The organism is Pseudomonas sp. efr-133-TYG-103a, assembly GCF_030209235.1.
Taxonomy (GTDB): domain Bacteria; phylum Pseudomonadota; class Gammaproteobacteria; order Pseudomonadales; family Pseudomonadaceae; genus Aquipseudomonas.
Genome location: NZ_JARVSK010000006.1, coordinates 308,626 through 331,811 on the forward strand (window position 1 = coordinate 308,626; position 23,186 = coordinate 331,811).

A 23,186-nucleotide genomic window follows, 5' to 3' on the forward strand; every position below is an offset into this window, starting at 1 on the left:
TATGCAACTGAACAACAAACGCGCCGTGATCACCGGTGCCGGCAGCGGAATCGGCGCCGCCATTGCGTTTGCCTACGCCGAACAGGGCGCGAGGCTGGTGCTGGGCGATCGCGACGCCGTCACCCTGGCGCACACCGCGCAACGCTGTCGCGAACTGGGCGCGCAAGTGCTTGAAAGTGTCGCCGATGTCGGCAGTGTCGAAGGTGCGCAGGCCGGTGTGGACGCCTGTGTGGCTCACTTTGGCGGCATCGATATTTTGGTCAACAACGCCGGCATGCTGACCCAGGCACGGTGTGTCGATCTGACTCTCCAGATGTGGAACGACATGCTGCGCGTGGACCTGACCAGCGTCTTCGTTGCCAGCCAGCGCGCCTTGCCGCACATGCTCGCCCAGCGCTGGGGGCGCATCATCAATATCGCCTCCCAGTTGGGCATCAAAGGCGGCGCCGAGCTGACGCATTACGCCGCTGCGAAGGCGGGCGTGATCGGTTTCACAAAGTCGCTGGCACTGGAAGTGGCCAAGGACCACGTACTGGTCAACGCTATCGCGCCGGGGCCGATCGAGACACCGCTGGTGTCGGGCATCAGCAGCAGCTGGAAGACCGCCAAAGCCGCCGAGTTGCCGCTGGGACGCTTTGGACTGGCCCAGGAAGTCGCGCCGGTGGCGGTGTTGCTGGCCAGCGAGCCGGGCGGCAACCTGTTCGTCGGTCAGACGCTGGGTCCCAATTCCGGCGACGTCATGCCTTGATACCTCGGAGTGAATGAGCATGTGTGGATTGTGCGGGCTGCTGGGCGAGGATGTGCACTGGAGCGATCCACTGGGCGACGGTTTGCCGCGCCGCCGTGAGCGACTGAGCCGCATCGTTGCGATCAACAAGGTGTTGGCGCCATTTCGACTCAAGGTCGAGGACTTTCAGGGCGTCTCTTACCTGCTGCTCGGCGCGACGGGCAAACAGGAATTGGCGACCGGCCTGGATCAGCTCTGGCAGCGCGCCGAGTCGCTGATCGGACGTGCTCTGGATCCGCTGGATCCGGCGCTGCTCAATCAACTGGAGTGCGGATCATGAGTATCGCGCTGAATGTGATCACCGGTTTTCTCGGCAGCGGCAAAACCACCTTGCTCAAACGCTTGCTCAGCGACGAGAACATGGGCGACACCGCGTTGCTGATCAATGAGTTCGGTGATGTCGGTATCGATCACCTGCTGGTGGAAGAGGTCGCGCCCGACACGGTGCTGTTGCCCAGTGGGTGTGTGTGCTGTTCGATTCGCGGCGAACTCAGAGATGCCTTGTCGGGATTGCTGGAGCGCAGGGGGCGGGGCGAAATCCCGGCGTTTCGGCGGGTGATTCTGGAAACCACCGGCCTGGCCGACCCGGCACCGATTCTGGCCACGCTGAACAACGACCCTCATCTTCGCGGGCGTTTTCATATCGGTCTCGTGGTGACCCTGGTCGATGCCAGTCACGCCGAGATGCAGCAGCGCCTGCAGCCCGAGTGGCTGGCGCAAGTGGCCGCTGCGGACCGGCTGCTGATCAGCAAGACTGACACGGTCAGCCCGGAGCAACAGCAGGTTCTGCGCGCTCGTTTGCACACCCTCAACCCGGCGCCGGTTCTGGACAGTGCCGATATTCACAGCGGCGATCAACTGCTGCTCGGCGAAGGTCTGCGCAGTGCCGAACCGGCTCACGAGGTGGCACGCTGGCAGTTGCATCGCGTGCAGTCGACACCGGCACGCCACGGTGACGCACAGGTTTGCTGCCTGACCTTTGAACGGCCGCTGGACTGGATCGGCTTCGGGGTGTGGCTTTCCATGCTGTTAAGATGCCACGGCGAACGAATCCTCCGCGTCAAAGGACTGCTCAACGTGAATAACAGCCAGGCCCCCATCGTTATCCATGGTGTGCAGCATTGCCTGCATGCGCCGGTTCATCTGCCCGCATGGCCGAGCGACGATCACACCTCAAGACTGGTATTCATCCTGCGCGGGCTGGACGCGGATCAACTGCGTCGCTCTTTCACCGTTTTCAGTCAGAGCCTTGCGCCCATGACCAACGGGGCGGCGGCATGAGTGTGACGCTTCGGGTGTTGGGCACCTCGGTGACACTGCTTGAGTCGCTGCGGGTTCGGGCCGAGCAGGAACTGGGTATCAAGCTGGTGTATCAGGTGCACGACGTGCAGACGGCGCAGCGTATCGCGGTCATGCAGCCCGACAGTTATGACCTGTACGATCAATGGTTCCATAACGTCGACTTCGTCTGGCCGGCCCGGGCCATCCAGCCGATCGACACGCGTCGTATCGCGCTGTGGCACGAAATCAACGATCTCCCCAAACGCGGCCGGCTGTCGGTGAACGACAAGCTGGGCAGCGGCAGCGTGCCCAGCGAGCGTCTGTTCGTGCAGCACGATGGCAGCCTGGGCAGTGCGGTCAGCGACCGCATCAGTATGTTGCCGCTTACCCATAATGCCGACAGCTTCGCTTATCGCCCGGAGCGTTTGCCCGAGGGGCTGAGTGCGCAGAACGAAAGTTGGGGCTGGTTGCTCGACCCGGCCTGGGGCGGGCGTATTGCCTTGCAAAGCGATGCGGCCATCGGCGCTCTGGACGCAGCGTTGGCCGTACAGGGTGCGGGTCTGGCGCAGTTCAGAGACATCGGCAACATGAGCATCGAGGAGATAGACGTGCTCGCCGATGTGCTGGTGCGCAAGCAGGAGGAGGGGATGTTTGGCGCCTTCTGGTCCGACGATGAGGAAGCCGCCGAATTGATGCTGCACCCGACCATCGACATTCAGAGCCTGTGGTCGCCGACGTTGGTGCGCCTGCACCGCGCCGGGGTCAAGTACCGAGTGGCGGTGCCGCGCGAAGGTTATCGGGGCTGGTTCGGTGGGTTGTCGCTGTCACGCCACGCCAAAGGCGCAGTGCTCGATGCGGCCTATGCGTACCTGAACTGGTGGCTGTCCGGCTGGCCCGGTGCGGTCATGGCACGTCAGGGTTATTACATAGGCAATCCGGCTCGCAGCCGTGATCACCTGAGCCCGGCTGAGTGGGATTACTGGTACGCCGGTTTGCCTGCCCGTGAGCAGCTGCTGGGCAGCGATGGTCTGCCGCTGATCGACGTGGGAGAAGTCCGCGATGGCGGCTCTTATGAACAACGCATGGGGCACATCGCGGTGTGGAACGCGGTGATGGATGAACACAACTATCTGGTGCGCCGCTGGGGCGACATCTTGCGCGCCGGCCCTAAAGGGTCGCGCCGATAACGTCCCGGCTCCGGCTGTACGGGCACTCATGGGGGGTGTGCAGCCGGCCGGCAGCCGCCGCGCCGGGCGCGAAATCTCCAGGCACCGAACTTGACACACGAAATCTTCACCCACAAAAAAGGCGGTCATCTTGCGATGACCGCCTTTTGCGTTGCTGCTGACCGGATCAGTCCGGCAGTTTGAACGCCATCACGTAGTCGCCCTGCTTGGTGCCGAGCGATCCGTGACCGCCTGCAACGACCAGCACGTATTGCTTGCCGTCCTTGCCGGTGTAGGTCATCGGTGTGGTCTGGGCGCCTGCTGGCAGACGGCCTTCCCACAGTTGCTTGCCGTTACGCACGTCATAGGCACGCAGGTACTGGTCAAGCGTTGCGCTCAGGAACGATACGCCGCTGGCAGTGATGAACGTGCCGCCCAGGCTTGGAACGCCCATGGTCAGCGGCAGCGGAACAGGCGAGCTGTCACGCACGGTGCCGTTTTTGTGCATCCAGATGGTTTTGTGGGTGGTCAGGTCGACGGCCGCCACATAACCCCATGCTGGCGCCTGGCATGGCAGGCCCATCGGCGATAGCAGCGCTTCGAGGATCACGCCATACGGTGCGCCTTTGTTCGGCTGTACACCTTCGGTTTCGCTCTTGCGACCAGGGCCGCCTTCCACTTCGGCAGCCGGAACCAGCTTGGAGCGGAACGCCATGTAGCTCGGGTTGACGAAAGCGATCTGACGCACCGGGTCGACCGAAATGCCGCCCCAGTCGAACACACCGAAGTTACCTGGGTAGACGATCGAGCCTTGCAGCGACGGCGGCGTGAACGGGCCTTCATAACGCAGCGACTTGAAGTCGATCCGGCACAGCATCTGATCGAACGGGGTGACACCCCACATGTCGCGTTCCTTGAGCGGAGGCGGCATGAAGTTCAGGTCGGATTTAGGCTGAGTCGGCGAAGTGTGGTCGCCTGCGACAGCGCCGCCGGGAACCGGTACTTCGTTGATCGGAACGATCGGCTGGCCGTTGCTGCGATCCAGCACATAGATGCTGCCTTGCTTGGTGGACGCCAGCACGGCCGGCTTCACGCCGTCAGCGGTTTTCATGTCCATCAGGGTTGGCTGACCGCCCACGTCCATGTCCCAGAGGTCATGGTGAGTGAACTGGAAGTTCCACTTCACGTGGCCGGTCGCGATGTCCAGCGCGACCAGGCCGGCGCTGAATTTCTCGGACTCAGGCGTACGGTTGCCGCCCCACTGGTCAGGCATCTGGTTGCCCATCGGCAGGTAGAGCATGCCCAGCTTCTCGTCGACGCTGAACATCGACCACATGTTGGGCGAGTTGCGCGTGTAGGTCTTGCCTGGCGCAAGCGGCGTGGTGTCATCAGGGTTGCCGCTGTCCCAGTTCCAGACCAGACGACCGGTATGGACGTCGAATGCACGGATCACGCCCGACGGTTCGTCGGTGGAGACGTTGTCAGTGACGTGACCGCCGATGACCACCAGATCCTTGGTCACGGCAGGTGGCGAGGTGGAGTAGTAACCGCCTGGCGCGTACGTACCGATGTTGGCGCTCAGGTCGATCGAACCGTTAGTGCCGAAGTCTTCGCAGACCTTGCCGGTGTCAGCGTTCAGTGCGATCAGACGAGTGTCTGCGGTCGGCAGGAACAGGCGACGCGGGCAGGCATTACCGGTGGTGGCAACGGCCGGCGTGGCCGGGCTTTGCGCCGGAGCGGCAGCGTCGGTCGGTGCGGCGGCAGCATAAGCGGCGTCATCGTGATACGACACGCCACGGCAGGTCATGTGCGCCCAGCCTTTGAAGTTGGCCGCCTTGCCGCTGCTGATCTTCGGATCGAAACGCCAGATTTCCTTGCCGGTGTCCGGATCCAGGGCAATCACCTGGCTGTGCGGAGTACAGACGTAGAGCATGCCGTTGACCTTCAGCGGCGTGTTCTCGGCAGTGGTTTCACCTGGATCGTTCGGACCCGGAATGTCGCCGGTGCGGTAGGTCCAGGCAGGGACCAGCTTGCTGACGTTGTCCGGGGTGATCTGCGCCAGCGGCGAGTAGCGATCGCCGAACGCCGTGCGGCCGTACGACTGCCAGTCGCCTTCAGGCATGGCAGGCGCGGCACTGGAGGTGCCTGCGGTTTCACGGTCCAGTTGGCCTTTGATTTCACCGGGGTTGGTGAACTGGCTCGCCAGAGCAGCCAGGCCAGCCAGCACGACTGCCACGCTCAGTGCGCCGGTGCCCATGCCGCCTGCCTGGCCACGCAGCACAGGGCGGCGGAACCACGGCAGCAACATGACGATGCCGAGGGCGAACAGCAGGGCCAGACGCGGCACCAGTTGCCACCAGTCCAGGCCGACCTCCCACAAGGCCCACACGGTGCTGGCAAACAGCACCAGTGCATACAGACCGAGTGCGGCTCGACGCGCCATGATCAGCAAGACGCCAGTGACAATGAAGCCAATACCGGCCAGCAGGTAGTACAACGACCCGCCCAGCGTCAGCAGTTTGATACCCCCGGCCAGCAAGGCCAGGCCCATGATCAGAATCACCAGTCCGAGCAAGCTCGGAAGCAGGCGACCCTTACCGAAAGCACCTTCAGTGCTCATAGTGTCGTACTCCGTAACGATTAAGTGGTTGACGCTTTGTTCTTTTCAATTTTTTCGGCTCGAGCCCTTTGAATCCGTCTTATTGAAGCTAGTTCCTGAAACGGGATTCAGAAAGGTTAATTAAGCCGATCAGAACGAGGATTGAATTTTCAGGCCGGCAACCAGCGCATCATCGACCTGATTCACGCCGCCCGGATGACGGATGAATTGCAGGTTGGGACGCACGGTCAGCCAGTTGGTAACGTGCACGCCGTAATACACCTCGGCGTTGTATTCGGTGTCCTGCACAGGCAGGAAGGCCGGGTCGTCGTAGTCCGACACGCCTGCGGCCTGATTGCTCAGATTGATGTTCTTGCGATACGCCGGATTGACGTGAATGCGACTGATGCCAACCCCGAGGTCATCTTCGGGCCGCGCGTCGAACGGACCTTTGTACGTGGCACCGAGGGCGACAAAGTTGTCGATCATGTTGGTCTTTTTGTCGTGCAGCGTGCCGTTGGCGAACAGGCTCAGGCCGCGGCTGTTATCGCTGGCCTCGCTGGTGACTTGCTGGCGCAGGGTCAGCCACATGCCGTGTTTGCTCGACGACGACGCGTAGTCATCGCCGCTGCGGGCTGCGTAACCGCCGTTGCTGTCCTTGACCACATCTGTGCTGCTGGCGGTGCTGTAGTAGTAGCCCAGGCGATATTCACCCGGCAGTCCGTTGACTTTCGGCGACCACACGACTTCCACAGGCAGTACCGCGCCCTTGGTGCCGCTGCCGCTGAGCTTGAACGCGTTGTCGTTTTCCAGATTCGAAGGGTTCTGCTCGAAGGCGCCGATCTGTACGAACAGTTCCGGATTCAGCTCGTACTTGACGCGCATCGCCCACTGGCTGATCGGCCAGTTGTACCAGATGCCGCCGCCCCAGTTGCCCACTTGCGAACCGCACAGCGCCAGGTTCTGGAAGTCGCACGGGAAGGTGTTGAAGTCTTCGCCCGGGTTGAAGCGGCCGACCTTGACGCTGAGCGAGCGGTCGAAAAATTTCTGCTGATACCACATGTCCGTCAGGCGCGTGACGTTGCCACGGCCCCAGACTTCCTGCGAGGAAGAAATCGTGCCCACGCGCGGATCGCCGACACGGTCGTTGCTGATGTTGTCGCCGTTGCGGTTGGTCAGCGTCAGCTGGAATTCGGCGTCCTGCCAGCCAAGGATCTTCTGCAGATCCATGTGCGCGCCGAGGGCGAACTGATCGCTGTAGCGGGTGGCCTTGTCGTGGTCGTAACCGCCATGCAGGTTGGAGCCCACTTCCACGACCGAATCGAGCTTGAAGTCGTAGCCTTCCTGCGACAACTCACTGCGTTTGCCGCCCCAGTCTCCCAGCATCCACGGCGATTGGCTGTCGAAGGCGGGCGCAGCGTGAGCGCTTGTCGCCAGGCTCAAGACGGCCAGTCCCAGCACATGGCGATGACGAAGCGGACGAATGCAGATGCAGCGTTTGGAGTGAGAAGGCATAGGGCAATGAGTTCTTTTCAGTGATCTAAAGACGGCACAGGCGCGAGCTGCGTCGATAAGCCGCGTGTCAAAACTTGACAGACAAAAAAATTAATCGTTTCAGCATGCAACGCGGCGCGATGATAGGGGGCTAACGATTTTAAAAAAAGAGGTTTTTGCGACAAGAATAGTTACAGGTTGCGCAACAGTCGTGAAAAGACGGGACAGCGCTGTCCCTCATGATTCTTCTGTTTCGAGAGGATGAGACGATTGAAGCTGGAAGATGAGACCGTTGCGCAGGATGTACAGATAAGGCGGCAACGCTGCGTGGTTGTGCATGTGCAGGAACCAGATGGCTGGCCCCTGCACGCTGCGGACGCATGACTGACCGGATGGGCGAATCAGATCAGAAGGTGGTCCTCAGCCCGACCTCGATACTGCGACCTTGCGCCGGAGCGATGTCGCGCAGAATGGAGCTGGCGTAGCGCACGGTCTGGTTGGTCAGGTTCTCGCCGTTGACGAAAGCGAGCCACTGGCTGCCGCCGACGTCGAATGTGTATCCGGCACTGGCGCCCAGCGTGGTATAGCCGTCGGTGCCGGTTTCGTTGTCCGGCACTCGTCCTTGTGACGCGGCGTGCTCCACATCGATACGCGCTTGCCACTTGTCCAGCGCCCACAGCAACCCGCTGTTCAGGCGAAGTGGGGCGATGCGTGGCAGTGCTTCGCCGGTGTCGAGATTCTTCGCGCGGGTGTAATCCCCCGCCAGCTCGAGGGCGAAGCTTCCGTAGCGGCTTTCGCCCAGCTTCCAGTGATCTTGCGCCTCGAAACCGGCGAACCGCGCGCGCACGCCCGAATACCCGTACTCGGGGATGCCGTCCGGGTCTTCGACGCCCTCATCGTTGAGGGTGCGACCTGTCCCCAGCAGCCCGATGTAGTTGGAGAAGCGGCTATAGAAGACGCCGACGCTGCCTTTGTGGGTACCGTTGTCGAAGCGCAGCGCCAGATCGCTGGAGACGGCTTTTTCTTTCGACAGACCGGCATCGCCGACTTCGTACGTTCCGGTGGCGACATGAGCACCGTTGGCGTACAGCTCATAGAACGTCGGCGCACGTTCGGTGTAGCCCAGAGTGGCCGCCAGCGACCAGACCGGCGTCAACGTGTAGACCGCACCGGAAGACACGCTGCCCGCCGTGAAACTGCTTGAACTGTCGGCGCCGGAGAAGCGCTCGTTGCCCTTGCCGTCCGGGTCGACGGTGGTGTGCTCCAGTCGCCCGCCCAGGCTCAGTTTCAGGCGATCGGTTGCCTGCATTTCTTCCAGAATGAACAGCGCGCCGGCATCGGTATCGGTCTGCGGCACGAACGCTTCCTCGCCCAGGGCGGAGAATTCGCTGCGCGTCACCTGCGCGCCAATCACGCCATTCAATGGACCGATCGGCTGGTGCCGAGCTTCGACGCGGGCTTCGTAACCCTTGTTCTTGAACGTCGTGCCGACCTCGCCGTCTTCGATTTCCATGTGTTTGTATTCGGTGTAGCCGGCGTCCAGTTTCACCGAGCTGAATGGACCGCTGAGGTTACGGATCTCAGAGGCGAAGGCGTAGTGATCCTGCTTCATGCGAATACGCACGTCCTGCTCGGCGGGCGAACCGTAGTTGGCGTCGTAGTTGCTGTAGGAGAGCCCGGCATAACCTTCGTCCCACGTGTACGCCCCGCCGATTGCCCCGCCGTCCTGGCGCCCGTCGCTGTTGCCGAGTCGATGTTTTTTGTCGTCGCCATCCGGATCGCGTGCGCGTTGATCGGCGGTCCGGGCATACCCCGGAATCTTCAGATCGTTGAACTCGCGAGCGTTCGCGTCCAGATGCAGGGCGAACGTGCCGTTGCCCGCCTCAAGCTTGCCTGCGCTGCTGCGCGTGGTGTCGGCGCCGCCGTAGCGCAGTTCGCCTGCGCCATGAATGCCTTCGATGGCCTCGGTGGGGATGCGGTTATCGAACGTGTTGACCACGCCACCGATGGCGCTGCCGCCATAGAGAAGCGCGGCTGGGCCGCGGACGATTTCGATACGGTCGACGTTGACCGGGTCCAGCGGAACCGCGTGATCGTAGGACAGCGATGAAGCGTCCAGCGCGCCGACGCCGTTGCGCAGCAGACGGATGCGGTCACCGTCCAGGCCGCGAATGATCGGTCGGCTTGCGCCAGGTCCGAAGTACGATGAGGACACGCCTGGCTGCTTGTTCAACGTCTCGCCCAGACTGCCTTTTTGCTGCAGCGTCAGTTCGTCGCCCGTCAGTACAGTGCTGGGCGACGCCAATTGATCGCTGCCAAGCGGATTGGCGGTGATGGTTTGTTGCTCCAGTTCTATGGCGTTCGCCGGTGACGCCAGCAGCAGCGCGGTGGCCAGCGGAGTCAGATGCCAGAGCGGAAAAATGGATGGGCGGGACATGCAGCGTTTCCTTGTCAGGGAGTGATTCGAAAATGATCGGGCTGTTAGTGTTATAACATAACAATAAAATTGCAATCATTTTGGAATCGGACGACGATTACAGCGCTCGTTGGCTGGCGCCGGCGGCCCTTTCGCAGGCCTGTAAGGGCAAGGCCGCTCCTGCACGTCAGCTGTCTCTTCACACCTGCCGGTTGCTCCGTTAAGGTGCGCACCTCGCGACCCTGTCACTCATCGAATGCAAAAGGCCTGGCATGACCACACCCCACAACAACCCGCTGCATGGCGTGACGCTGGAGCAGATCCTCAATGCGCTGGTCGAGCACTACGAATGGTCTGGCCTTGCCGAGCGCATCGATATTCGTTGCTTCAAGAGCGATCCGAGCATCAAGTCGAGCCTGACGTTCCTGCGCAAGACACCTTGGGCGCGGGAAAAGGTCGAAGCCCTTTACGTGAAACTGGCCCGCACCAAACGCGGCTGATTCACTCCGCTTCGATCGCACAGGAATGACGCTGGATGGAAAGCCAAACGCTGCACCTGGCGCGGGGACAGCGCCGCTATGCCACCGCCGCTGCGCTACTGGGCTGGTTTGCGCTGGCCGTGCAGCTTTATCTGATTCTGTGGGGCCGCTGGACTGACGACGCCAGTGTGATGGGCGGGCTGGTGCGCTATTTCAGCTTCTTCACGGTACTGACCAACACGCTGGTCGCCGTGGCGCTCACGTGTGCGATCACCGACCGGCACAGCGCGGGTCATCGCTTCTTCAGATCCCCCGTGGTGTGCGGCGGTATCGTCACCAGCATTCTGCTGGTCGGCATCGCTTACAGCCTGCTGCTGCGCCATTTATGGAGCCCGCAGGGCTGGCAGTGGGTCGCTGACGAGTTGCTGCACGACGTCATGCCGCTGCTGTTTCTGGTGTATTGGTGGCTGTACGTCGCGAGGGGCGTGCTGCGTCTGAATCACGTGCTGCTGTGGATGCTTTATCCGGCGCTGTATTTTGCGTACTTACTGTTTCGCGGGGACATCTACGGCGACTACCTCTATCCGTTTCTGGACATCGGCACGCTGGGGGTGACGAGTGCATTGATCAATGCATTCGGGGTGCTGGCGGGGTACGTCGGAATCGGGTTGTTGATCCTGCTGATCGACAGGTCGAGGCGTCGAAGGGAATAGCTGCGATCCCCTCGACGTCACGCGGTGTCAGGGTTATTGCTCGTCCGAACCTTCGATGCGCCAGTAGCCTGCCGCTTTGACCGATGCTTCATCGAGCCCGAATTCATCGAGCAATACGCGACGAACTTTGCGCGACAGGCCTGATTCGGTCGCCACCCAGGCATACAGCTTGCCTTCGGGTAAGGTCAGTTGGCGTGTGACCTCCAACAGGTCGCGCTCCCCGCGCAGCACCCAGATTACGTCCACCTGGGCCTTGCTGTTCAAGGTCTGACGCTCTGCGGCGTCTTCGATCTCGATGACGACCTGCGCGCGGCGGTTGGCGGGCAGTTCCTCCAGGCGGCGGGCGATGGCGGGCAGGGCGGTTTCATCGCCGATCAGCAGATAACTGTCGAACATGTCCGGGACAATCATCGAGCCGCGCGGGCCGGCAATGTACAGAAACTGCCCGGCTTGAGCCTGAGCGGCCCAAGTGGCGGCCGGACCTTCGCCGTGCAGGACGAAATCGATGTCCAGCTCGCCCGATGCCGCGTCATAGCGGCGTGGCGTGTAATCCCGCATCGCAGGCTTTGGCCCTTCGCTGTTCTGCCCAGGCATGAAGCTGTCCAGCGCCGCTTGTTCCTGCGGGGTGGTCGCGAACAGCAGTTTGACGTGGTCGTCGGTGCCCAGGCTGATGAAGCCGGCCAGCTCCGGCCCGTGCAACGTGACGCGGCGCATTCGCGGCGTGATGTCCGTGACGCGCAACACCTGAAGCTTGCGGCGCTTGATCTCATGGCTGACTCGGTGGATCGACTGCTGCGAATTCATACGGACGCCTCCGACGGCTTGACTGGACCGTCGACGACGGCTTTGGCGGTTTCGTTCAACAGGTCGCGAACGCGGATGATTTCTTCCGGGCTCCAGCGACCGTGATGCATCTGCAGGGCGTGACGCAGGTTATGCACAGCCTCGTGGATTTCCGGCGGACGGTCGTGTCCCCGCAGCGAGCGCTTACTGACATCGATGCGCATCTTCACGCCGTCCAGCGCGACAGCCTGTTCTGCAAGGAATTGCTGCCCGGTCGCGGTGATCTGGTAACGCTTCTTGCCTGCCTCAGCGTCGCCGAGGATCAGTTCGCTTTCTTCCAGGAAGGTCAGCGTCGGGTAGATCACGCCGGGGCTCGGGCTGTAGGCGCCGTCGAACATGCCCTCGATCTGCCGGATCAGGTCGTAGCCGTGGCAAGGCTGGTCGGAAATCAAGGCGAGCAGCAGCAGCTTCAGGTCGCCGGGCGCAAAAACACGTGGCCCGCGTCCGCCGCGTTCGCGGCCGGTGCGTTTCTCGAAACCGTCGCGGCTGTCGCCATGTTCGCCGAAATGCGGCCGGTGATGGTGGGGGTGATCGTGTGAGTGGTCTCTCATCGCTTTTCATCTCTCGTTACAGTTAGATATACCTTAAGATATATCTTAATGCTTCCGCAAGAGACGTTAAGACGAACGGTTCTCGTTTGGCGGTCAGTAGATGCTCGCCACCTGCGTCGCCGCAGGCGCTTTGCACTGGCTGTACGTGCCCGGTTCCAGATACCGATTAAGAATCGGCGCCATGCCTTTGAGCACCTGAACGGGCAAAGCGGAAGTGAACTTGAAACTCTCGGCCGCGCGACCGGGCACGTAAGCGGTGAGCGTGCCGAAATGGTTATCGCCGATGAAGAACACGAAGGTGGCGGTCCGGTTGATCGCCTTGGACGCCAGAATGCGTCCGCCGGAGCCAATGCTTTCGATGCGATTGTCGCCTGTCCCGGTCTTGCCGCCCATCGCCAGGGTCGTCCCGTCCTGCAGCTTGAAGCTTCCGGAGACGCGCCTTGCCGTACCCGCGTCGACCACCTGGGACAACGCCTCGCGCATGGCGGCCGCCACTTGGGAAGACAGCACGCGCTTGCCCAGTTCCGGGTTGTTGTTCAGCTGCGTTTCGTAAGGCGTTCCGGCGGCGAAATGCAGGCTGTCGATACGCAGAACAGGCAAGCGCACGCCGTCGTTCTGAATGATCCCGATCAGCTCGGCCAACGCGGCAGGGCGATCGCCGGAGCTGCCTATCGCCGTCGCAAGCGAGGGCACCAGATGATCGAATGGATAGCCCAGACGCTGCCAGCGCTGGTGGATATCCAGAAAGGCTTCGATCTCCAGCATCGTCCGGATGCGACTGTCCCGAGCGCTCTTGTGCCGACTCTTGAACAGCCAGCTGTACACCTCCTGACGCTCGAAACGACTGGCGGCTACGGCGTCTTTGAACTTGGCATCAGGGTTTTGCAGCAGATAGCCGACCAGCCACAGGTCCAGCGGGTGAACGCGGGCGATGTAGCCTTGATCCGGCAGATCAAACTTGCCCGGGCCGTAGGCGTAATACAGCTCGTCCAGACGCTTCTCGGTCAGCCCGGGCCTGGTTTTGTCCGCCACGGCATGGGCCCGTACGAATGCGTTGAAAGCACTCTGGCTGGCTTCGGGCAGCAGATAGCGATGCACGGCGGCAAGCCGGCTGGCTGAGGGATGAACGCTGTCGAGAAACGTATCGAGCCGCTCCTGCGTCGATTTGTTCTTGTAGCGTTTCCAGAACCGCAGCAGGAACGAGGTGCCCTCGCGATCGGCGAATTCCGCCAGGTACTCCTGACGTCGCGGATCGCTGTCGTCCTTGAGCAACACGGCGCTGTTGTTCGGTCCCTGATACGTGGTGTAGCGCACCAGGTCGCGCATCAGCCGAATGAACGGCAGGTTGATCGACTCACGCAACGCCTCGCGCAGCGTAGGATTGCGCGCGTTGTCTTCGCGCCGGAAGTTGTTGAAGTGGTGCATGCCGCCGCCAGTGAAAAAGCTTTCGCCTGGGCTTGCGGAATACTTGCGGTCCAGTGCTGCGGCCAGCATCTTCGACAGGTCGCGGTCCTTGTTCTGCATCAAGTAGTCCAGCGCCCACCGGCTCAGCCGGTCAGGATCCTCGACCGGGACTTTCTTGAGTTCGACATTACTCATGCCCGCGTACTTGTCGTGGAGTTCGGCGATGACCTGCAGATAAGTGGTCAACACCCGCATTTTCGCGGTCGAGCCCAGCTCCAGTTTGCTCCCCTCGTTGATGTCGAACGGCTGATCGGTGCTGTCGGTCTGCACGCGCACACGCGAGCCGTCGATGTCCCGTTCGAACAGCGTAAAGCTGTAGCGCACCGCCTGGGTGCTGGTGGGCGTGAGCAAGTGCTCACCGATCAGGCCCAGCTTGCCTGCGAATTCAGGATTCGCCAGGTCCCGCAGGTACTGGCCGACACTGATTTGCAGATCGTTTTGCAAGGTGCTGGTCGCTGACAGGTCCAGACGATCAAGATCGTAGAGCGGGCGATCCAGCATGTTCGACAGGCGATTGCGCGCGACCGTTATCCCCTTGTTGGTTTCGATGGGCTGCACGGTAGGCTGCTGCACCCAGTCGCGATAGGTCACGGTCGCCGCGAGCGCAGCGTCGGCCAGCGGCGGGTCGATGACTTTGTTCTGCGCCAGCAGACGAATGTGGCTGTCAGTCAGGTCCGCCAGTTCCTTTCGGCCTTTTGCCAGAAAGTGCGAAGGCCGCCGTTGCGCGATCACCAGTGACAGCACTTCGCGCAGCGCAAGCCCCTGTGCGGCGAGGGTCTTCGCATCGTTGCCCGCTGCCATGAGCAACTGGTTGGTGCGGTCGAAGTCGGCGCCGTACCAGACCCGCAGCCCCTCTGCCATGCCGTGGACCTCTCCGTGGCCCGGCACAGCAGAAAGCGGCACGCTGTTGAGGTAGTCACGCACGACACGCTCCCGGGCTTCAAGGGTTTGCGGCCCTGGTTGATAGGCCCGCACGCTGGCGGACACCATCTGACGGATCTTCTCGCTGCCGGATTGCGTCAAGCCATCAGGCGAATGACGGTATTTCTCAAGTTGCGTGGCAAGCGTGCTGCCACCCGCCGATTGCCCGGGCAAGCCAACTGCCTTGGCGACCTGAGACACGGCGGCTTTGAGGAACCGGGGCCAGTCGACGGCCGGGTTGGCCTGCGGCTGACCGGCATCGAGCAGGTCGCGGTTTTCGATGAATAACAGGCTGTTAACCAGCACCGGCGGGATCGCCGCAAAGGTCGGGTAAAGCTGCTGAGGGTAGGTGTATTGATAGAGGGCATCGCCGCGGCAGTCCGTGATCGTCAAGCCAGACTGGCTTTTCTCTTGATAAGGCACGAAGAAACCGCGGTTGGCGTAGGACAGCATACTGGGGGAGAACCGCGCCTGCGCGCTGATCAGGTAATCGCGCTTGAGCAGACGTGGCAGAAACTCCCCAAGCGCCGAATAACCCAAACGCTTATCGAACGGGCCATCGCCGGGGTAGACAATCGCATCGCTTGCGCCCGGTTCCACGGTGTAGCTGAGGTCCTTGGCAAAATCGCTGAACTCGCGGGCCTGCAGTCTGGAACTGCGCACCTCCGAGGCAACGGCAAACCCCAGAGCCACCATCGCCATCAGCAACACAACCCAGACGACCCGCCAGACATACTGCCTCTGTCTCGGGCTCACAGGCATTGGAGATTCCCCCTGACTGTCAGCCGTAACCGCAGTCTTCTTCGTATCGGAATGCCAGAAAGCGCCCATATCGTTGGCCCGGTTAAACCTGTTAATCGCACCTGACTACAAGCTTAGACGCTGGGTGGGGAGGGTGAGGGATTTGTGAATTTTCCCTCGGGGGCGCAGCAGGCGGGGGCGACCGGCTGTGGTTTCGAGCTCGACGTCAGATTTTCACTTCCTGGGCTGCAGTGATGGGTAGAAGTATCCTGTTTCTATATTATTTCGATTATTACCTGAGTAAGACGACGTCATGACGTCCAGTCAGGCCTTGTTGCGGATTCGGTCGGCACCCCTCTTCGGGACGCTGACCCGAAGAGTTATATCCATTATTTCCTCGCTGATTTACCAGTACCTTCCTCGCATAACGGCCGCATGCGGAAAAGCTTTGCCTGATAAACCAGTAGGAAAGTTCCGAGGGTTTCGTTCAGTGAGAACCCGTTCTCAGACCTGCACCACCTGCGCTCTCTTCGGGCTGCCCAGTCGCTTGTTCAATTCCAGCCAGTTGGACAGCAGCAACATCAGCCCCAGGCCCAGCAGGGCGGTGATCACGCGCATTTGCCAGATGTCACCTGCCAGCGCGTTGATGCCGTCGGCCAGGGGAGCGAGGAGCACGCCCAGGCAGAAGATCTCCAGAGAGTAGCGGCCCATGCGGCAGGTTTGCTGGGCAGGCCAGTTGTCCAGCCACGCGTGTGAGGCGGGCAGCAGTTTGGCGACCACGTAGACCAGCGCGACGAAGTGCAACAGGCGCAGTGGAGAGAGGTTGGTTTTGTCGATCGGATAGATCAGGTCGGTGAACGCTTTGGGCAGCAAGGCGTCGTGCACCTCCGGGAATTTCCAGAGCAGCGCGATGTTTGCCGCGATCAACAGGTAAAGCGCGGCGCCCATAAACAGCGGCTGTTGCCACAACGGGCGCTCGCCAGAACGAACGGTCATCGGTTTTTGTGTGTGCATGGCGAAGGCGCCGCCGAGCACGAAGATCAATTGCCAGGCCACCGGGTTGAAGTACCAGTAACCGCCGCCTTCATAGGCGCGCAGGTTCCAGCCGAACAGCGGCACCATCATGTACAGCGAGATCGATAGGCCGACGGCGACGGCAGCGTTGCGCAGCATGATCGGCAAGATCAGCGGCAACGCTCCCATCAGCAGGATGTAAAGCGGCAACGGGTCGGTGAGGTTGGGTTTGAAGCGCAGCAGCAATTCGTCGGCCAGCGCCTGTTGCGGATTGCCGACAAAATATTCGAGGCCCATCTCGCGCACCATGTCGCGGGTTTCGACGTGGTTGTTGGCAACGAATACGATGCCCATCAGCAGTGTCAGCAGGAAGATGTGCGCCACATAGAGCACCCACGTGCGTCGCAGGATGCGCAGGCAGGCAACAGCATAACCGTCGCGCTGGGCGACACGGCCATAGGCCAGAACAGCGGCATAACCGGCGAGGAAAACGAAGACTTCAGCCGCGTCGCTGAAGCCGAAGTTGCGCAGGGTCAACTGCGCGAAAGGGTTGTCCGGTACGTGATCCCAAAAAATGAAGATCAGCGCCAAACCTCGAAAGAAGTCGATTCGATGGTCGCGTCCGTTCGTCATGACGGTGGAGCTCTTGCAATGTGTTTAAAGAAGATAGGCCAATGGAGGCCTTGGTTCCGCAGCGACAGCCAGGGCTGATCGGCGGCGCGAAGGGTGGGGCTTTTAGGGGGTAAAGGCAAAGGTTGAATATTACAGGATGTCTCAACCGGCCGCTCTGGAACAGGGCTGAAGCAGCCTTGCGCAGGTGCGCCAACAGCGTGTTCAACACGCTGCCGGCAATAGCGACTTCCATTCAGTCGCGAGGGCGAATCGATCAATCGATGTCATTGGGCTCGAAGCTGTCGGCCCGCGCCATGCGCCACATGCGTGAATAAAAGCTGTCATCGACCACGCCATTGAGCAACTGCCCAGGCTGCAAGAAGACGTGTGACTGAGAGAACAGTTTGACCTCGGTGGCGGACATGCGGCGCACCAGATGCTTGCCTTCCAGTTGCGATGGCGAGTCCAGACCGGCCGCGGCGAGCATCTCGGCCAACGCGTGAAGCGTGTTGCGGTGGAAGTTGAACACCCGCTGGGCTTTGTCCGGAACCACCAGCGCGCGCTGGCGCAGCGGATCCTGAGTGGCGACGCCGGTCGGGCATTTGTTGGTGTGACAGCTTTGCGACTGGATGCAGCCGATGGCGAACATGAACCCGCGCGCCGAGTTGGCCCAGTCAGCGCCGATGGACAGCACGCTGGCGATGTCGAACGCGCTGACGATTTTGCCGCTGGCGCCCAGCTTGATTTTGTCGCGCAGGTTCAGGCCCACCAGCGTGTTGTGCACGAACAACAGGCCCTCGCGCATCGGCACGCCCATGTGGTCGGTGAATTCCACCGGTGCGGCTCCGGTGCCACCTTCGGTGCCATCGATGACGATGAAGTCCGGAAGAATCTCGGTTTCCAGCATGGCCTTGGCGATGCCCATGAATTCCCACGGGTGGCCCAGGCACAACTTGAAGCCCACCGGTTTGCCGCCGGACAGCTCACGCAGTTGCGCAATGAACTGCATTAATTCGGTGGGCGTCGAAAACGCACTGTGCCGAGAGGGCGAAATGCAGTCTTCGCCCATGGGAATCCCGCGCGTGTCGGCGATTTCCTGAGTGACTTTGTGCTTGGGCAGAATGCCGCCGTGACCCGGCTTGGCGCCCTGGCTCATCTTGATCTCGATCATCCGCACCTGAGGATCCTGCGCCTGTTTCGCAAAGCGTTCAGGATCGAAGCGGCCATCGGCGGTACGGCATCCGAAGTAGCCACTGCCCAGTTCCCAAGTCAGATCGCCACCGTTTTCACGATGGTAGGGGCTGATGCTGCCTTCGCCGGTGTCGTGGGCGAAGTTGCCCAGTTTTGCACCCTTGTTCAGCGCGCGGATTGCGTTGGCGCTCAATGAGCCGAAGCTCATGGCGGAGATGTTGAAGATCGACGCGGAATACGGCTGAGCGCATTGCGGCCCGCCAACTGTCACGCGGAACTGGTTCGGGTCGGCCAGCGGCGCCGGGCGCATGGAATGGCTGATGAATTCGAAACCGGTCTGATAGACGTCGATCAAGGTGCCAAACGGTTTGTCGGCCGATTCATTTTTCGCGCGTGCATAAACCAGCGAACGTTGAGCGCGGGAGAAGGGCAGGGCGTCGCTGTCGGATTCCAGCAGGTATTGGCGGATCTCCGGTCGGATGGTCTCGACGGCGTAGCGGATGTTGCCAAGAATCGGATAGTTGCGACGTATCGAGTGTGGCACCTGGATCAGATCGAACAGCCCGATCAGGCTCAACACTGCCGTGGTGAGGGTGAACGGCCAAAGCCATTCGTGGTACAGAAACGGAAGGCTGAACAGGGTGAACAATACGCAGCCGACGAATACGGCGTAGCGACTTAGAAGCGACAAGCTCATAGGCGGTCCTGGTCTTTACACGGTTAAGGGAGAGAGCGCTGTGCCGCGCCTTGTTTCGGCAAGACTGTGTTTCGCTTCACGCGCTCTGCGCCTGAAGAAAAATCGAAAACAGCTCGGACTGTGATTTGATTCCGAGCTTGCTGTAGATGTGCTTTTTATGAACCCGCACGGTTTCGGCGGAGATATCCAGTTTGCGTGCGATTTCCTTACTCGAACAACCGCTGAGCATCAGGCGGCCTACGTCCAGCTCCCTGGCGGTCAACTGTGCTCCGCGACTTTGCTGCACCGAGGCCTCCAGCTGGATACGCCAGTCGGCGCCGGGCTGCTGGGCGATGACCGGTTCGTTATCGGACGTCCTTTCCGCCAGCTCAAACGGCAGCCGTTGGCGCAGCAGCGCAATGACCCACGGTTGGATCGTTGACAGCAGGGCGATCTGCTCGGCGCTGTAACGTTGCGTCGAACCCAGCGAAAGGCAGAGCGTTCGGTCCTGATCGAGCTGGCAATTGAACTGTATTTCATCGGCGACGACATTCAGACGAAAGTATCGCTGGTAGTACTCGGTCAGTTCGAAGTGCTCCGGCGCGACTTCTGCAAGCCGAAACAGACCGCTTTGCGAGCGCTCGCGACTGGCGATGTAGAAGGGGTCCAGCAGGTACAGGCCTTTGAGATAGTCCTGGAACAATTGATCGGGGCTGCCGTCCTCAGCCGGGCATTCGGCGAATACGTGGGGCCGTTGGCCAGAGCTGAATTGCAGCGCCACCCAACTATCGAAGCTGACGTACTGACCCAGCAGGCGTACCAGTTGCGCCCAGAAGTTGGGGCGGTCAAGCGCTTCGATCAACTGCGCGACCGAGCGATGCCAGGCAATGTCCTGAAGTGCGATTGTCATTGATCTACCCCTAATGGGTTACTACAGCTGCGTAATACCCCGTGACACTTGCTGATGCGCATACTGCCCGCAGAGCCAATGTTCAGGCCAGCATTTTGTGCCCGATCGGCCACGTGACTCTAATAAGGAGAACCCATGAAGGTGGAATTAGCCCAACTGACGGGCCAGGACAACGCCACGGCGCACAACCTGAAACAGGCGTTGAACGCAATTGCTGCGTGCGCCAGCGATACCGCGCTGATCGTGTTCCCGGAGACCCATCTGATGGGCTTCCCTTCCAGCGAAACCGTCGCTGACGTGTCCGAGCACCTCGGCGGTCCGACCGTGCGCGCGATTGTTCAGGCAGCCCGAGCGCGGGACGTCTCGGTCGTGATCGGCATGGCCGAGAATGACCAGGGGCGTTTCTACAACACCACGTTGCTGATCACCCCTGAAGGCGTCGCGCTGCGCTATCGCAAAACCCATTTGTGGGCCTCTGACCGAGGCGTGTTCAGCGCAGGTGATCGCTATGCAACCTGCCTCTGGAACGGCGTGCGCGTCGGCATGCTGATCTGCTATGACATCGAATTTCCCGAGTCGGCCCGCGCCTTGGCCCAGTTGGGGGCCGAGTTGATCATCGTCACCAACGGCAACATGGACCCGTACGGCCCAACGCATCGCACCGCGATCATGGCGCGCGCCCAGGAAAACCAGGCGTTCGCGCTCATGGTCAACCGCGTGGGCGAGGGCGACGGCGGCCTGGTATTCGCCGGCGGCAGTGCGTTGGTCGACCCGTTCGGCACGCTGTTGCACGAAGCAGGACGTGACGAAGAGCAGTTCAGCGTCGAACTCGATCTGGAGCAGTTGCAGGCTGCCCGTCGCGACTACCGCTATCTGGACGACCAGCGCCTGCGCCTGCCGGGCGAAGTGATCGAGCGGCCCGATGGCATCCGCGAACTGTTGATTCCGAAGCACCCATAAGAAGTCATCAGTGATCGTCGCCGGGCGCATTCCCTCGACGGTCACCGCGTCACTCAATAAAAGAAACGCCTTTGTTCTGCCGAACTTTTCTCTGCCATAAAACCTATAAATTCGGAGTAGTCGCTCATGGCTCGTTTGCAACGCACCCTTTCGTTAGGGTCGGTGGTGCTGTTCGGCATCGCCTATATGACCCCCATCATCGTGCTCGGGACATTCGGAATCCTGGCGCAGTCCACCGGCGGCATGGTTCCGGCTTCGTATCTGGCGGCGCTGGTCGCCATGTTCTTCACCGCAATGAGCTACGGCCGTATGGCTTCGGCCTTTCCCGTCGCCGGTTCTGCTTACAGCTACGTGCGCAAGGCGATCAGCCCGAAGCTCGGTTTCATCGCGGGCTGGGCAGTCTTGCTGGACTACCTGTTCCTGCCGATGGCGATCTGGTTGATCGGCGCCGCATACCTGGGTTCGGCGTTTCCTTCGGTGCCGCAGCCGGTCTGGGTGCTGGCGTTCATCGTCGTCACCAGCCTGATCAATATCGTCGGCCTGAAACTGGCGAACACGGTCAATGCCTTGCTGATGATCGTGCAGTTCCTGGTGCTGGCGGCTTTCGTGGCGCTCTGCATTCATTACATCGCCGGCGACGCCAGCAAGCCGTTGTGGACGCTGACCCCTTTCCTGAATGGCGACATGCAGATGCCCTTGATCATGAGCGGTGCGGCGATTGCCTGTTATTCGTTCCTGGGCTTTGACGCTGTCAGCACGCTGACCGAAGAAACCAGAGATCCGCGGCGCACGATTCCCAAAGCCATCATGCTCATTACGCTGATCGGCGGGCTGATCTTCGTGGGTGTGTCGTACTTCGTGCAACTGGCTCACCCATCGGCGCAATTCGACAACGTCGATTCGGCCGCTTACGAAATTGCGCGCAACATCGGCGGCGATGTATTCGTGACCATTTTCATGATCGGTCTGATCGTTGGCCAGTTCGCGTCTGGGCTTTCGGCGCAGGCCAGCGGTTCGCGCCTGCTCTACGCGATGGGTCGCGACGGCGTCCTGCCGAAATCCTTCTTCGCGGGGCTGAGCGAGCGCTTCGGCACGCCGGTCAACAGCATTCTCTTGTGCGCGGTCGTCGCGTTGCTGGCGTTGAAACTGGACGTGACCACGTCGACCTCATTCATCAACTTCGGTGCGTTTCTGGCGTTCAGCCTGGTCAACCTGTCGGTGATCTTTCATTACTGGATCGCGGGGGAAAAGCGCGGCTTGCGTGAACTGTTGCTGTTTCTCGTCTGCCCGTTGATCGGTCTGATTGCCGATCTCTGGCTGATGGTCAGTCTGGACAGGCTGGCGATCATCCTGGGCGTGAGCTGGCTTGCGGTGGGTTGTGTCTATCTGGCCTGGCTGACCGGCGGTTTTCGTCGCCAGCCGCCTGAAATGGACTTTCAGGAAGCGACCTGATCACAGCGAGGCGCGCCCTTCGGGTGCGCCTTTTTTTGCTGTGTGGATGTCACCTGCGCCGCTGAACTGCGGCGACGGCCGTTGTTACTTCGGTTCGGGCATCGGTTTGCGGTTCATGGTTTCGCTGACCATTTTGCAGATGTCCTTCTTCCCGTCGTCGTTGCAGCAGCGAATCTGATGCAACATCTCTCGTTCCGATGGCGACAGCGCGATGTAATTCCACTCGCAGGCCTGGCGCATGAATGCGTCGTGACCGTTGATTGCGCGGACGTCGTCAGCGGCGTCGTTCAGCGCTTCCACCAGCGGTGTCAGCGAGTCGACAAGCTGGTCCCTTCCCAGCGGTTCTTCCGTGGACTGCACCAGACGCTCAAGATGATTCAGCGCGCTCCGTGCGTCGACCAGGCGCATGTGGCCTGGGATGGTCAGTTCATATCGGTCGATCATGTACATGGCATTACCTCCTGGTGGCGGTTCGATTCCGTTCCCGGAAATCCGGGCTGGCTTCAGCGGCGCGAACATTAGCGGCAGGGGGGATGAGAGCAAAGACTAAAGTTGTAACGGTTACAAAATGGTTCGATTGAACTTCGTTCTCGTGTTACTGTATAACGTATTACATGATTACTTACATCTGGAGAGCGCCATGAAAGCCGATATCCATCCCGACTACCGTCAGGTCCTGTTTCACGACACCGCTGCCGATGTGTACTTCCTGATCGGCTCCACCGTCGATACCGATCGCACTCAAAAGCACACGGATGGCAACACCTATCCCTACGTCGCCCTCGACGTGTCCAGCGCCTCACACCCGATGTACACCGGGCAGCAGCGCAAGACCACTACCGAAGGCCGTATCGCAGGGTTCAACAAACGCTTCGCGACCTTTGGCTCCGGCGCGAAAAAAGCTGAATGACCGGTG

General features: G+C 60.9%; 19 protein-coding genes. 9 read left to right on the plus strand and 10 right to left on the minus strand.

Annotated elements, in window-relative coordinates; genetic code table 11:
* Nucleotide 1: 1 nt before the first annotated feature.
* The 4 genes from QRN36_RS06210 to QRN36_RS06225 are packed head-to-tail and all read left to right on the plus strand — an operon-like array spanning nucleotide 2 to nucleotide 3,255.
* Nucleotides 2-748, plus strand: a complete 747-nt coding sequence (locus QRN36_RS06210) for an SDR family NAD(P)-dependent oxidoreductase (protein ID WP_285423232.1) — start codon at nucleotides 2-4, stop codon at nucleotides 746-748.
* A 19-nt stretch (nucleotides 749-767) separates the two neighbouring features.
* Nucleotides 768-1,067, plus strand: coding sequence for a hypothetical protein (locus tag QRN36_RS06215; protein WP_285423233.1), 300 nt, complete (start codon nucleotides 768-770; stop codon nucleotides 1,065-1,067).
* Nucleotides 1,064-2,068: a GTP-binding protein gene (locus QRN36_RS06220; protein ID WP_285423234.1), complete on the plus strand. Its 1,005-nt coding sequence runs from the start codon at nucleotides 1,064-1,066 to the stop codon at nucleotides 2,066-2,068. Before QRN36_RS06215 ends, QRN36_RS06220 begins: the two co-directional genes overlap by 4 nt.
* Entirely contained in the window at nucleotides 2,065-3,255 is a 1,191-nt protein-coding gene (locus QRN36_RS06225) for a PotD/PotF family extracellular solute-binding protein (RefSeq protein ID WP_285423235.1), read from the plus strand. Before QRN36_RS06220 ends, QRN36_RS06225 begins: the two co-directional genes overlap by 4 nt.
* Before the next feature lie 166 nt (nucleotides 3,256-3,421).
* Here QRN36_RS06225 and QRN36_RS06230 read toward each other — a convergent pair whose 3' ends face one another.
* The 3 genes from QRN36_RS06230 to QRN36_RS06240 form a co-directional block, all read right to left on the minus strand.
* Entirely contained in the window at nucleotides 3,422-5,854 is a 2,433-nt protein-coding gene (locus tag QRN36_RS06230; RefSeq protein ID WP_093461340.1) for a glucose/quinate/shikimate family membrane-bound PQQ-dependent dehydrogenase, read from the minus strand.
* Between the two features lie 129 nt (nucleotides 5,855-5,983).
* The gene (locus QRN36_RS06235; protein WP_285423236.1) at nucleotides 5,984-7,348 is read right to left on the minus strand and encodes a carbohydrate porin; all 1,365 of its coding nucleotides are present in this window, start codon (nucleotides 7,346-7,348) and stop codon (nucleotides 5,984-5,986) included.
* A gap of 385 nt (nucleotides 7,349-7,733) precedes the next feature.
* Nucleotides 7,734-9,764, minus strand: a complete 2,031-nt coding sequence (locus QRN36_RS06240) for a TonB-dependent receptor (RefSeq protein ID WP_285423237.1) — start codon at nucleotides 9,762-9,764, stop codon at nucleotides 7,734-7,736.
* A gap of 251 nt (nucleotides 9,765-10,015) precedes the next feature.
* On the opposite strand from QRN36_RS06240, the gene QRN36_RS06245 reads away from it, so the two are divergent.
* Complete coding sequence (locus tag QRN36_RS06245; protein WP_062388148.1) at nucleotides 10,016-10,243, plus strand: VF530 family DNA-binding protein; 228 nt, start codon at nucleotides 10,016-10,018, stop codon at nucleotides 10,241-10,243.
* Nucleotides 10,244-10,278: 35 nt separating this feature from the next.
* Nucleotides 10,279-10,935 carry a Pr6Pr family membrane protein gene (locus QRN36_RS06250; RefSeq protein WP_285423238.1) on the plus strand — a complete coding sequence of 219 codons (657 nt, stop codon included), beginning with the start codon at nucleotides 10,279-10,281 and terminating at the stop codon, nucleotides 10,933-10,935.
* A 33-nt stretch (nucleotides 10,936-10,968) separates the two neighbouring features.
* On the opposite strand, the gene QRN36_RS06255 is transcribed toward QRN36_RS06250, so the two are convergent.
* The 6 genes from QRN36_RS06255 to QRN36_RS06280 all read right to left on the minus strand — a co-directional run bounded on the left by QRN36_RS06255 (nucleotide 10,969) and on the right by QRN36_RS06280 (nucleotide 19,858).
* Entirely contained in the window at nucleotides 10,969-11,739 is a 771-nt protein-coding gene (locus QRN36_RS06255) for a siderophore-interacting protein (protein WP_285423239.1), read from the minus strand.
* Nucleotides 11,736-12,329, minus strand: a complete 594-nt coding sequence (locus QRN36_RS06260) for a PadR family transcriptional regulator (RefSeq protein WP_285423240.1) — start codon at nucleotides 12,327-12,329, stop codon at nucleotides 11,736-11,738. The genes QRN36_RS06255 and QRN36_RS06260 overlap by 4 nt, the downstream gene beginning before the upstream one ends.
* A gap of 93 nt (nucleotides 12,330-12,422) precedes the next feature.
* Complete coding sequence (locus QRN36_RS06265; protein WP_285423241.1) at nucleotides 12,423-15,545, minus strand: transglycosylase domain-containing protein; 3,123 nt, start codon at nucleotides 15,543-15,545, stop codon at nucleotides 12,423-12,425.
* Nucleotides 15,546-15,959: 414 nt separating this feature from the next.
* Nucleotides 15,960-17,102: an OpgC domain-containing protein gene (locus tag QRN36_RS06270; RefSeq protein WP_285423242.1), complete on the minus strand. Its 1,143-nt coding sequence runs from the start codon at nucleotides 17,100-17,102 to the stop codon at nucleotides 15,960-15,962.
* A gap of 253 nt (nucleotides 17,103-17,355) precedes the next feature.
* On the minus strand, nucleotides 17,356-18,969 hold the full coding sequence (locus tag QRN36_RS06275; RefSeq protein ID WP_285423243.1) for an FMN-binding glutamate synthase family protein: 1,614 nt from the start codon (nucleotides 18,967-18,969) through the stop codon (nucleotides 17,356-17,358).
* A gap of 76 nt (nucleotides 18,970-19,045) precedes the next feature.
* Nucleotides 19,046-19,858: a helix-turn-helix transcriptional regulator gene (locus tag QRN36_RS06280; RefSeq protein ID WP_285423244.1), complete on the minus strand. Its 813-nt coding sequence runs from the start codon at nucleotides 19,856-19,858 to the stop codon at nucleotides 19,046-19,048.
* 135 nt (nucleotides 19,859-19,993) lie between these two features.
* Here QRN36_RS06280 and QRN36_RS06285 point away from each other — a divergent pair, with 135 nt between their 5' ends.
* Together QRN36_RS06285 and QRN36_RS06290 are read left to right on the plus strand one after the other, a co-directional pair.
* Nucleotides 19,994-20,818, plus strand: coding sequence for a carbon-nitrogen hydrolase family protein (locus QRN36_RS06285; protein ID WP_285423245.1), 825 nt, complete (start codon nucleotides 19,994-19,996; stop codon nucleotides 20,816-20,818).
* A 126-nt stretch (nucleotides 20,819-20,944) separates the two neighbouring features.
* Complete coding sequence (locus QRN36_RS06290; RefSeq protein WP_285423246.1) at nucleotides 20,945-22,270, plus strand: APC family permease; 1,326 nt, start codon at nucleotides 20,945-20,947, stop codon at nucleotides 22,268-22,270.
* Nucleotides 22,271-22,354: 84 nt separating this feature from the next.
* On the opposite strand, the gene QRN36_RS06295 is transcribed toward QRN36_RS06290, so the two are convergent.
* Nucleotides 22,355-22,720, minus strand: coding sequence for a hypothetical protein (locus tag QRN36_RS06295; RefSeq protein ID WP_285423247.1), 366 nt, complete (start codon nucleotides 22,718-22,720; stop codon nucleotides 22,355-22,357).
* 190 nt (nucleotides 22,721-22,910) lie between these two features.
* Between QRN36_RS06295 and QRN36_RS06300 the strand changes: the two genes are divergently transcribed.
* Nucleotides 22,911-23,180, plus strand: coding sequence for a type B 50S ribosomal protein L31 (locus tag QRN36_RS06300; protein WP_093461301.1), 270 nt, complete (start codon nucleotides 22,911-22,913; stop codon nucleotides 23,178-23,180).
* The last annotated feature ends 6 nt before the right edge of the window (nucleotides 23,181-23,186 follow it).